Source organism: Mucilaginibacter sp. (genome assembly GCF_039935595.1).
Taxonomy (GTDB): Bacteria; Bacteroidota; Bacteroidia; order Sphingobacteriales; family Sphingobacteriaceae; genus Mucilaginibacter.
This window is the reverse complement of sequence record NZ_JBDTJZ010000201.1, coordinates 1-11563: the sequence shown is the minus strand read 5'-3', so window position 1 is coordinate 11563 and position 11563 is coordinate 1. Positions and strand designations below refer to the sequence as shown.

Annotated in this window: 14 protein-coding genes; 2 read left to right on the top strand and 12 right to left on the bottom strand. The window is 39.9% G+C overall.

Annotated features, from left to right (window positions below):
• The 4 genes from ABI367_RS14140 to hemF form a co-directional block, all read right to left on the bottom strand.
• Positions 1-797, bottom strand: a 797-nt coding sequence (locus ABI367_RS14140) for a DNA gyrase subunit A (protein WP_462229551.1), incomplete at its 3' end; no start/stop codon positions are given.
• 718 nt (positions 798-1515) lie between these two features.
• Positions 1516-1743, bottom strand: a complete 228-nt coding sequence (locus ABI367_RS14135) for a hypothetical protein (RefSeq protein ID WP_462229549.1) — start codon at positions 1741-1743, stop codon at positions 1516-1518.
• A 9-nt stretch (positions 1744-1752) separates the two neighbouring features.
• Positions 1753-2157 carry a hypothetical protein gene (locus ABI367_RS14130; RefSeq protein ID WP_462229548.1) on the bottom strand — a complete coding sequence of 135 codons (405 nt, stop codon included), beginning with the start codon at positions 2155-2157 and terminating at the stop codon, positions 1753-1755.
• Positions 2158-2200: 43 nt separating this feature from the next.
• The gene (gene hemF, locus ABI367_RS14125; RefSeq protein WP_462229546.1) at positions 2201-3112 is read right to left on the bottom strand and encodes an oxygen-dependent coproporphyrinogen oxidase; all 912 of its coding nucleotides are present in this window, start codon (positions 3110-3112) and stop codon (positions 2201-2203) included.
• A 115-nt stretch (positions 3113-3227) separates the two neighbouring features.
• On the opposite strand from hemF, the gene ABI367_RS14120 reads away from it, so the two are divergent.
• The gene (locus ABI367_RS14120; protein WP_462229544.1) at positions 3228-3599 is read left to right on the top strand and encodes an endonuclease domain-containing protein; all 372 of its coding nucleotides are present in this window, start codon (positions 3228-3230) and stop codon (positions 3597-3599) included.
• Positions 3600-3665: 66 nt separating this feature from the next.
• Here the strand turns inward: ABI367_RS14120 and ABI367_RS14115 are convergent, their stop codons facing one another.
• From ABI367_RS14115 to mqnE, 7 genes are all read right to left on the bottom strand, one after another.
• Positions 3666-4916 carry an MFS transporter gene (locus tag ABI367_RS14115; protein ID WP_462229542.1) on the bottom strand — a complete coding sequence of 417 codons (1251 nt, stop codon included), beginning with the start codon at positions 4914-4916 and terminating at the stop codon, positions 3666-3668.
• A gap of 103 nt (positions 4917-5019) precedes the next feature.
• On the bottom strand, positions 5020-5217 hold the full coding sequence (locus ABI367_RS14110) for a cold-shock protein (RefSeq protein ID WP_462229540.1): 198 nt from the start codon (positions 5215-5217) through the stop codon (positions 5020-5022).
• Positions 5218-5352: 135 nt separating this feature from the next.
• Positions 5353-5988, bottom strand: a complete 636-nt coding sequence (locus tag ABI367_RS14105; protein WP_462229538.1) for a peroxiredoxin — start codon at positions 5986-5988, stop codon at positions 5353-5355.
• 201 nt (positions 5989-6189) lie between these two features.
• Positions 6190-6669, bottom strand: a complete 480-nt coding sequence (locus ABI367_RS14100; RefSeq protein WP_462229536.1) for a hypothetical protein — start codon at positions 6667-6669, stop codon at positions 6190-6192.
• A gap of 306 nt (positions 6670-6975) precedes the next feature.
• On the bottom strand, positions 6976-7719 hold the full coding sequence (locus ABI367_RS14095; protein WP_462229534.1) for a menaquinone biosynthetic enzyme MqnA/MqnD family protein: 744 nt from the start codon (positions 7717-7719) through the stop codon (positions 6976-6978).
• A gap of 48 nt (positions 7720-7767) precedes the next feature.
• Complete coding sequence (locus tag ABI367_RS14090; RefSeq protein WP_462229532.1) at positions 7768-8400, bottom strand: histidine phosphatase family protein; 633 nt, start codon at positions 8398-8400, stop codon at positions 7768-7770.
• 79 nt (positions 8401-8479) lie between these two features.
• The gene (gene mqnE / locus ABI367_RS14085) at positions 8480-9673 is read right to left on the bottom strand and encodes an aminofutalosine synthase MqnE (RefSeq protein WP_462229530.1); all 1194 of its coding nucleotides are present in this window, start codon (positions 9671-9673) and stop codon (positions 8480-8482) included.
• A gap of 326 nt (positions 9674-9999) precedes the next feature.
• Here mqnE and ABI367_RS14080 point away from each other — a divergent pair, with 326 nt between their 5' ends.
• On the top strand, positions 10000-11115 hold the full coding sequence (locus ABI367_RS14080; RefSeq protein WP_462229528.1) for a trans-sulfuration enzyme family protein: 1116 nt from the start codon (positions 10000-10002) through the stop codon (positions 11113-11115).
• 70 nt (positions 11116-11185) lie between these two features.
• On the opposite strand, the gene ABI367_RS14075 is transcribed toward ABI367_RS14080, so the two are convergent.
• The coding region (locus ABI367_RS14075) for a cation:proton antiporter domain-containing protein (RefSeq protein WP_462229526.1) at positions 11186-11563 on the bottom strand (378 nt) is incomplete at its 5' end.

Genomic DNA, 11563 nt, shown 5'->3' with positions numbered 1-11563 from the left:
ATACGCTCACGGTCGCTGCCGTAAGTTTCAATCTCCGCTCGCGCCCTTAATACCACACGACCACGACCGGTTTCTAAAGCCTCGCGCGGACCTTCATAACCATAAATGATACCCCCTGTCGGGAAATCCGGTCCTTTAACGTACTTCATTAGCTCGGCAACCTCAATATCGCGGTTGTCTATCAATGCCATGGTAGCGTCAATTACTTCTGATAAGTTATGCGGTGCCATGTTGGTGGCCATACCTACTGCTATGCCCGATGCACCGTTAACCAATAAGTTAGGGAACTTGGCAGGCAACACGGTAGGCTCCTGTAACGAGTCGTCAAAATTGAGCTGGAAATCAATAGTATCTTTATTGATATCAGCCAACATCTCTTCGGCTATCTTTTCCAGCCGGGCCTCGGTATAACGCATAGCTGCCGGGTTATCGCCATCTATTGAGCCATAATTACCCTGACCTTCAACCAGTGGATAGCGTAAGCTCCACTCCTGCGCCATACGTACCATGGTATCGTACACAGACGAGTCGCCGTGCGGGTGATATTTACCCATTACCTCGCCCACAATACGGGCCGATTTTTTATAGGGCTTGTTATTGTTTAAACCCAAATCAAGCATACCAAATAATACACGGCGGTGTACGGGTTTTAAACCGTCGCGCACATCAGGTAATGCCCTTGATACGATAACCGACATTGAATAATCAATGTAAGCCGATCGCATCTCTTCATCAATATCTATGCTTATTATTTTGTCTTCGTTGTGTAAATTATCGTTCTCTGTATCTTCAGCCATATTATTTTTTTATGTGTGAGATTTACGCTCGTTAACTATCGTTTTTAATTGGTTTTTATACGACCTGCGAAGTTAATAAATAAGTTGGCTTTTTATAAGGATGTTGGTAATATTCGGGATGTGGAAAGCCTGTGTAAAGACGCTTTGCGTCTCGGACATATTGCCGTTATTGAGACACAAAGTATTGTGCCTCTAAGCCAACTTTTTCTATGCGTCAATGCAAAGAATTGGACTTCTATAAAGTTTGGCTAAAGCCACCCACATCTTTATCATTATCCCGCCCCATAAATGGGACGGCAATGAATTGAATTACAGCGTTAATAAAAAATACCAATTAAATAAAGGAAAATTAAAAACTCATTGCCGTTGGTTTTAACCAACGGAATATGGAAAAAGAAGTTTTCGGCTTTAGCCTAAATAACAAATCATGCTTTAAGCTATAAGCATCATAGGACGAAGTTTTAAAACTAAATATTGTAGGTGGTTCGGCTAAAGCCACCCACATCTTTATCATTATCCCGCCCCATAAATGGGACGGCAATGAATGGTTGAAGGGTTATTAAAAGTTAATATTTAAATGGGGCAAAACTAAAAATTCATTGCCGTTGGTTTTAACCAACGGAATACGTGGTTAAACAATATTGGCTTTAGCCTAAATAATTATGGTTATTAAGCTAAAAACTGTAAACTTTTTTCAGGACGAGACATTATTTGTAATTTATAGTAGTTCAGCAGCTTCCTTCACTAAATCCAAAAATATATTTAGTGGTAATTTCCTTTCTATTAGACTTTCAATTAGGTTCAACCCAGGAAATTCGATTTCAAGATTATCTAAGCCATTTTCTTGATTAATTAATGCTACGAATTTTCCATTCCAATATATTTCAACAAACACCTTTTCGTATTCGTGATTACTAGCGATAATGAAATCATACTCTTTGCTCATATTGTAAAATTACTTTACCCTCTTCCAATAATCTTCCTCCACAAAACCATTAGGCAATTTGGCTCTTAAAACCAGCGTATCATGGCGCATGATGTAAGCATAATGCACAGAAATGCCTTTTAATTTGGATGGCTGTGCGCTAAAGGTTTGGGTTTCCAGGCAGGTATCGGCAAGCAGTTTATAATTACCGGTCTCATATTTATAGGGCTTTTGTCCTTTTTCTAACATGTTAGCTTCGTAATTAATAGCGGTATATTTACGTTGCAGGGTATATTCTTTTGGTGCTGCATTACGTTTACCGTTAAAAAATCCACCGCAAAACTGCCAGGTGCCTTTTAGGGTATTTGCTTTTTGAAAGGATGCGCCTATCATCAATATAAAAACGGCAAAGCAAAGTCGTATAAATATTTTCATGTTTTAATATTATACATAGCGATAGGTTTAAAACCCATCGCTATTATGATACCCAATCAATCCCTTTTTTCAACAAACTTAAGGTCCTCTCCTCTTCGCTACCCGGTTGGGGCTGGTAATTGTACAGCCATTTAGCCGTTGGCGGCAGGCTCATCAATATCGATTCAATACGACCATTGGTTTCTAAGCCGAATTTGGTACCGGCATCATAAACCAGGTTAAACTCGGCATAACGGCTGCGGCGCTGGTATTGCCATTGCTGCTGATCGTCAGTAAAGGCTTTATTGCGGTTGCGGTTCACCAACTCGGTATAGGTTGGGATGAATGACCGCCCCAGAGCTTTACTGAACTCAAATATGGTTTCCCACGACAAGCCATCAGTAGCTACCAGTTTATCATAAAATATACCCCCTATCCCCCGGGTTTCCTCGCGGTGTTTGATAAAAAAGTAATCATCGGCCCATTGCTTAAAACGTGTATAAAAATCAGCATTAAATCGAGCGCATACGGCTTTTAACTGACTGTGAAAGTATTTGGCATCTTCATCAATTATATAATGTGGCGTTAGGTCTATCCCACCGCCAAACCAGCGTACAGGATCAGCGCCATCTACCGCAGGCATTTCAAAATACCGGATATTCATGTGGATGATCGGTACCAGCGGATGGTTGGGATGTATCACAATGGATACCCCGGTAGCAAAAAACTCATCCTTATCTACCTTTAGCGCCTTTTGCATAACCGCAGGCAATTGCCCATATACGGCCGAGAAGTTCACCCCGCCTTTCTCTAACACGTTTCCGTTTTGTATAACACGGGTACGGCCACCACCGCCGCCATCACGCTCCCATTTTTCTTCTTCAAATTGGGCTTTCCCATCAACAGCTTCTAAAGCACGGCATATCTCGTCCTGTATTAGCTGGTAGTCGGCTGCTATTTGTTCTTTGGTTATCATTGGGGCAAAGATAATAATTGTTTTAACTCACCCGGTCTTTGCTGCGCTCGACCACCCTCTCTATGCTAGAGAGGGATAGATTTGAGTTTTAATTTAATATTTCTTATTTTTTGTTATGCCAACTATCACTGAACTTTGCCGTAAATTAAGACAACTTGAAACTCCCGCTGAAAAAGTTTTATGGTATCATTTGAGAAATAGAAAATTTGGCGGGTATAAACTTTTCAGACAGTTTCCTGTTTGCGCGCAAATTACTTTAGGCAGAAATTACTATTATATACCTGATTTTTACTGCAGCGAAGCTAAATTGGTAATTGAGGCGGATGGCCCGGTTCATAATTACAAAAAAGAGTATGATAAAAACCGTGATGATGTATTACAAGCTTTAGGGCTTACGATACTGCGGTTTGATAATGATATGATATTAAAAGACACTCAAACAGTACTAAAAGCAATAAAACAAAATTTAATCTTATACCCAATATAAATCCCCTCTCTAGCATAGAGAGGGTGACGAGCGTAGCGAAGTCGGGTGAGTTAAATAGTCCGCAATTCAACTCGAAAGATTAGCCCCTTCATCCTCTATATAATCCAGGTCCTTATGAAAGGTTTCCTCTAACTGACTGGTGGCAAATAAGGATATACCTGTAAGTACTATCATAACAATATATCCGGCGTTTATGCGGCCAAAATGGGCCATCAGTACCGTAAAAGCAAAGTTGATAGGGATAAGCGACCCACGTACAAAGTTGGGTACAGTGGTGGTTACCGTTGAGCGTATATTGGTGCCAAACTGCTCGGAAGCTATGGTAACAAAGGTTGCCCAATACCCTACTCCGAAACCCATAAATAAGCAAAGCCATATAAACTGCCCGGGGGTAATACCCCTGGCGCTTAAATAAAACATTACGCTTATAAGTGATAGTAGTAAAAACACAAACATGGTATTTTTACGCGACCGTGTGTACTGCGCCAGCAAGCCTGCAAAAATACCACCTATTGATATACCTACATAGGTGTACATTATACCCGTGCCTGCACTTAATGGCTCGGTACTGCCTAAGGCTTTGCCAAACTCGGGGGCCTTGGTAATAAGCACACCAACCACATACCATAGCGGCGCGCCTATTAAAATGCAATACAGGTATTTTAAAAATCTTTTCCTATCGCTAAACAGCATTAATATTTTGCCTTTTGATACGTCCCTGTCGGATATATTTTTAAACATTCCCGACTCAAAAGTGCCCATGCGCATCAGCAGCAATAATATACCTAAAGTGCCGCCAATATAATAAGCCGTGCGCCAGTTGTATCCACCAACGTAGTTAGCGGCGACAGCGCCCAAAAGACCTATCACGGCTACTATGGTGGTGCCATAGCCACGGCGTTCTTTGCTCAATGTTTCGCTAACCAGGGTTATGCCTGCTCCCAGTTCGCCAGCCAAACCTATACCTGCAATTAAGCGGATAACGGCATAGCTGTTAACATCATGCACCATGCCGTTTACAAAGTTTGCTATCGAGTATAAAAATATCGACCCAAACAGCACTTTTATACGGCCCAACTTATCACCTACTATACCCCATATAATGCCGCCCAGCAGTAAGCCAAACATTTGCATATTGATAACATATACACCTTCGCTTTCAATTCTGTCGGCGGGTATGCCAATATCCTGCAGGCTTTTTACCCGCACTATGGAGAATATAACCAGGTCGTATATATCAACAAAATAGCCTAATGAAGCCACCAATACTAAAAAAATAACGTTCTTTTTGGCTGTAGCCAGATCATTATGGAGCATAATAAGTAATAATTAGTTGGCCTAAAGTAACAGAATTAATTAAATTTTTGGCAAAAAAAAGGCTCCCTGATAACATCAGGGAGCCTATAATTAGTATAGTATGTTAAACTTTTTTCACATTTACGGCTTGCAGTCCTTTTCTTCCGTCCTCTACTTCATATTCTACATTATCGTTGTCTTTAATGGCGTTAACACCACCTTGAACATCTTTAAAATGCACAAAAAGATCCTTACCATCGTCGGTAACAATAAATCCATAACCTTTTTGTGTATTAAACCATTTTACTTTTCCAGTTTTCATAATTAAAAATAATAGTATTAAAAAATCATGTTAAAAGATTAATAACTAAACCAAACTGAATTTATGGTATTAATAATCAGTATGAATAGAAAAACCTGCTATCCAAATATATAAAATTAATTAATTAACAAATAATTATTTATTTGGTTGTGGCGTTAAACGCAAGTATGGTTTTACTTCGGTAAAGCCTTTTGGAAATTTAGCCGGAATATCCTCTGTTTTAATAGAAGGTACTACTACTACATCTTCGCCTTCTTTCCAATCAGCCGGAGTAGCCACGCTGTAATTGGCAGTAAGCTGTAATGAATCAATAACCCTTAAAATTTCCTGGAAGTTTCTTCCTGTTGATGCCGGGTAGGTAATTATAAGCTTAACCGTTTTATCAGGCGCTATGATGAATAACGAACGTACGGTAGCATTAACTGATGCATTAGGGTGTATCATATCATAAGCTTCTGATATTTTACGGTCAGGGTCGGCAATTATAGGGAAGTTAACCTCCACGCCCTGAGTTTCGTTAATATCTTTTATCCAACCGGTATGCGATTCAACCGAATCAACACTTAGGGCCAGTACTTTAACATTGCGTTTTTCAAATTCGTCCTTCAAGGCTGCGGTACGGCCAAGCTCGGTAGTACAAACGGGGGTATAATCGCCAGGATGCGAAAACAGTACTCCCCAGCTATTGCCAAGATATTCGTAAAAATCAATATCACCCTGTGATGTTTTTGCTTTAAAATTTGGGGCGGTGTCGCCTAATCGTAATCCCATGATAGTAAGTATTTAATGTGTTGTATAAATCGGTTTATTATATGCTAAGTTACTTTGATTGTTTTAATAAATCCTAATTTCAGCAAAAAATAATCTACTATTTACATAGACATTACAAAAACACTCATCCTACCCCACAACAACAAAAAAGTCCCGGCTACAAATGTAACCGGGACCTCAACTTGTATAATTTAAATAGGGTTATTTAACTTGTTTGTAAAATGCTAAGCTTTCGCCTGGTGCTATTCTTAACACTACTTCGCTGGTTTCGCCTTTTTTAAGGTCGATAAAGTAAACTACCGGAGTAACGTCAGATTTTTGACCTTCATATTTAAATTTGATCACTTCGCTAACTGTGTAACCATCATATTTTTTAGCGATGGTTTCTTTAGCTTCAAATGGGATGATGGCATAATCAACGTCATTAGTTGTACCAATGTATTCGCCACTCAAATCATAATAAGCGTTAGTTTTAACACCGTTTAATAAAAAGGTTGCTTTTTGGGTAGTTGAAGACACAGTCCATACGGCGTCTTTAACTTCGCTAAAGTTTGCAGCGAAGCTGTTAAGTACTGTGGTAGATATACCGGCTTCACTTGTATTTTTTTTACCGCCATCTGCGGCAAATGCAGTAACACTAAACATTGTAGCTATTGCTGCTGTAATAAATAATTTTTTCATGTTCTTAAATTTTAAATCCATAACAAAAGTATGGTATTGTTATCAATAATTAAAATAAAATTGAATTTTTATGAATATTTCATAATCAATACGAATAACTGTTATAAAATTTTAATTATTTCAATTTACTTAGTGTTTAAATTACAATATCTTAAACTATTTAACAGATATTAACAAATAGTGTAAAACAAACACGAAGCTTCAAATAAACAGCTATATAAATGTTACAAAATGAGATAGTTATGTAACATAAACATATCATTTATAACGAGAAATAAATTACTTAATTATATGGTAACAGCTTGTTTACAATGCCTTAATGTAATCCAAAAACAGAAAAAGCGCCTGCTTTTTCTCATTGGTTAATGCAAAATCAATTTTATGCATCAGGTAATCCTGTACATCAAAATCATTACGGGTGGGTAGTTGGGTAAACAACTCTTTACGGTGGTCAAGGCCGTATTTGAGGGAAGCATTAAATTCAGTTATAAATTCGGCAGGGATGGATTTATTAGCTATCCATGCGGCAAATACAAAGGGCAGCCCGGTAAACTTTTGCCATTCTTCGGCAAGGTCATACACAAAAGCATAGCTTCCTTTTTTGCCAAAGGTACGGTCGCCTATTTGCACAAAGGCGGTATTTTTATCGGTTGACGCGCTGTAATCAGCAGCATGGGTAACCAATTGTGGTTTTATTTGCCAATGATTCTTCAATAAAACCAGCGCGAGGTTATTGGATGAGCGCGACTCGGGATCTAACTGAAGCGTGGTGACGTCCTGTATTGGGCAATTACTAAATATAAATACCGAATTAACAGCGCCCGTTGCTCCAATGCAATAGTCGGAGACTATTTGCCATTCGGTCATATTTAAAGTGGCTGCCACAGGTATAAGGCCTATATCAACCTCGTTATCTATCAATTTCCTCGCGCAGTCGGCAGGTATATCCAGGCTGAGGTCTATCTTATTTATAATATCCGTATGCTGCAGGCCGTATAAAAATGGTTTGGTGTTGGTGTAACTTACAGCGGATATCTTTATTTTATTCATCAGGTATAGTATACGTTAGGGACTTTGGGCTGTTTGTTGTAAGCGCGGTTATTCGTTGCTGGGTAAGCCTTTTAAATGCGCGGCGTTATTAAAATCTACGATCTCAAATTTTTCACCGTCAAAAATTACTTTATACAAAACCAGGTTTTGGTGCGGGTAGTTATCCATTTCGGTAAGGGGTTTTCCCGTTAAAATACACAGAAACAAGCGCATCGCCCTGCCGTGCATAGCTATCAATACCGTTTTTTCTTCCGGGTGCGACATGATCACCTCAAGTGCCTCCAATTGGCGCGCCTTTACCTCATTAGGGCTTTCGCCGTCCTCAAACTTGCTGTCCAGCTTACCTTCCATCCAATCGCGCATAATTTGTAAAAACGCACCTTTGGTTGCCGGTGTGCTGGGTTGCCCCTCGTATATACCCCAGGCCAGTTCGTCCAAACCAGGCAGTTTTTCATAAGGTATGCCTTTATCAATAAATGATTGCACGCTTTGCTGCGTACGCTTTAGCGCCGATATGTATATCTTATCAAACGGCACATCTTTGTAAGCTTCGTAAAATAAAGCGGCCTGTTTTTGGCCATGGCCGTTAAGTTCGGTATCCCTGCCCCGGCCCTGTACAATGCCCTGGCGGTTTAGTTCTGTTTGTCCGTGACGGACGATGTATAGTGTTTTTTTAGTCATTCTGTCATTGGGTCATTAAGTCATTGGTCATTCGTCACTTTAAATATTCAATGACTTAATGACCCAATGACTCAATGATTTAATTAATAACCGGCAATCTATAAAACTGCGGTTTTGCTTCCTCCGGAAACTCGTGATCGTTATAGTCAGTTATTACATTATATAAGGTATCGCGCTCAATGGGGTAACGGCCAACCTGTTTTATCAGCTCAACCAATTGTTTGGTGCTCATGCCGGGGTTTTGCTCTTCGGCACCAGCCATTGAGTATATTTTAGTGGTATCGTCAAGCGTCCCATCAATATCATCTACACCAAAATTTAATGATAATTGTGCCGTGGTACGACTTATCATGGCCCAATATGCTTTTATATGGTCAAAATTGTCTAAATATATACGTGATATGGCATAGTTACGCAGGTCTTCAACCACAGTTGATTCGGGTACATTTGACATTTGATTATCCTGGTTGCGGAACTTTAATGGTATAAAGGTTTGAAAACCACCGGTTTTATCCTGTAACTGGCGCAAACGCTCCATGTGGTCAACGCGGTGCCAATACTTTTCAATATGGCCGTACAGCATGGTAGCGTTTGACCGTGCGCCCAGCTTATGCCATTCCTCATGTATAGCCAACCATTGGTCGGCTGTACATTTATCTTTGGCAATCTGCTCACGTATCTCCGGGTGAAATATCTCGGCCCCGCCGCCTGGTATTGACTCCAATCCCGCTTCCAGCATCATTTTCATGCCGGTGGCATAATCAATTTTGGCTTTTTTAAATATATAATGGTATTCAACCGGGGTTAATGCTTTAACATGCAACTCTGGGCGGTGTGCTTTTATCTTACTAAACAACTCCGAATAAAAAGCAACATCATACTGCGGCAATACGCCGCCAACTATATGCACCTCGGTAACCGGCTCGTTATCGTATTTTTTTACGATGTCGAGCATCTCGTCCATAGTGTACTCCCACCCTTCTGATTTTTGTTTGATCAGTCGCGAATACGAGCAAAACTTACAATCGTACACACAAAGGTTGGTAGGTTCAATATGGAAATTACGGTTAAAGTAGGTTTTATCGCCGTGACGCTGCTCGCGTATATAATTGGCGAGTACGCCTAAATAGCCTAATTCGCCTTTTTCATATAACAGTACACCCTCATCAAAAGTAATACGCTCATGGTTAAGCACTTTTTGGGCGATGTGTTTTAAATCAGCTGATAAGCTGTTATCCTTTAATAATACCTGTAAATTATTTTCAGCTTGCATTAAAAATCTTTGTGCAAAAATAGGAAATGTTAATGTAATGGTGGTGTAATATCTGTAGAAGGATTGGTGTACAATTTAGGCTAAAGCCATTTTTTGTTATTTTTAAGCCCGTTGGTTAAAACCAACGGCAATGAATATTATTTAATAATTCATTGCCGTCCGTATTTTATGGGACTGATAATATTTAAATAAGAATAACTTTAGTCAAATTATGTTGGTAAAACCAACTGCAATGAAATAATTAATTGAAAATTCATTGCTGTCCCATTTATGGGACGGATAATAATATAAATAAGAATGGCTTTAGCCTAAAAATACCAAACACCATGAAAATCGAAACCATCGCCATACACGCAGGTAACCATACTGATAAATCAACAGGTGCTGTGGTGCAGCCCCTGGTGCAGTCGACCACCTTTGAGCGTAATAAAGATGGCGGTTTTACAAGCGGTTATAGCTATAGCCGTGCAGCAAACCCCAACCGTACCGCTTTGGAGACTGTTTTGGCTAAATTGGAGCAAGGTGTGGATGCCGCGGCATTTTCATCAGGTAACGCGGCGGGCATGGCCGTTTTCCAGTCGTTACAGCCGGGAACGCATATTATAGCACCTGATGATATGTACCACGGATTGCGCAACCAGTTAAAAACGTTGTTTGCAGGTATCCTGGAGTTTGACTTTATTGATATAAATAACCAGGAAGTTTTAAACGCGCATATAAAGCCAAATACCGGGTTAATGTGGATAGAAACCCCGTCAAACCCTTTATTAAAAGTTACTGATATTAAAAAGGTGGTAGGTATTGCTCACGCAAAAGGTATTAAAGTAGTTTGTGACAATACCTTTGCCACGCCCGTTTGCCAGTTGCCAATATTATTGGGCGCGGATATGGTAATGCACTCATCCACCAAATACTTTGGCGGCCATAGCGATTTAACAGGCGGCGTTTTAATTACTGCTGAAGATAACGACTGGTGGAGAAAAATACATACCATACAGGAAATGGGTGGTGCCATCCCCTCGCCTTTTGATTGCTATATGCTGGTGCGCAGCCTTAAAACCCTGCCTTACCGTATGCGCGGGCATATTAATAACGCGCAACTGTTAACCGAATTTTTATCTGTACACCCCAAAGTGGAGCAGGTTTTATACCCGGGATTACCGCTGCACCCGCAGTATGAAATAGCAAAGGATCAAATGCTGGCCTTTGGCGGCATGTTTTCTTTTTGCCTTAAAGGCGGCGAGGCCGAAGCCAAACGGGTAATCAACGCTTTAAAATTATTTACCCGGGCAACCAGTTTAGGTGGGGTGGAAAGTTTAATAGAGCACCGTGCCTCCGTTGAGGGACCCGATACCAAAACACCGTTTAATTTATTACGCGTTTCTGCCGGGTTGGAGCATATTGATGATTTGATTGATGATTTGCAGCAAGCGCTGGGGTAAGGTGAAAGGATAAAGGTGAAAGGATAAAGGCAGAAAGCTTTTTATCAATAGCAATGGGTTTAACTCATTGCTATTGATGATTTACTTGTTCTTTTTTAATAGATGCTCGTATCAAACTATTTAAAGTTAACCCCTGTACAATTACAGAGAATATCACCACAAAATAACTACCCGCCAGTATGATATGGCGATACGGACTGTAAGGAAGTGATAAAGCCAGCGCTATTGATATACCACCGCGTACCCCGGCCCAGGTAAGTATATTTATTTGGCTATAACTAATTTTAAGCCTTTGTTTTAAAAACGTAAGCGGTAATACAATGCTGAACCAACGTGCAATTAAAATAACAATAATGCCTATACCTCCTATTAGCCAGTAATTATTTAAAAACGGCAGGTTTACCATTTGCAGGCCTATCATAACAAACAAAATGGTGTTTAGCATTTC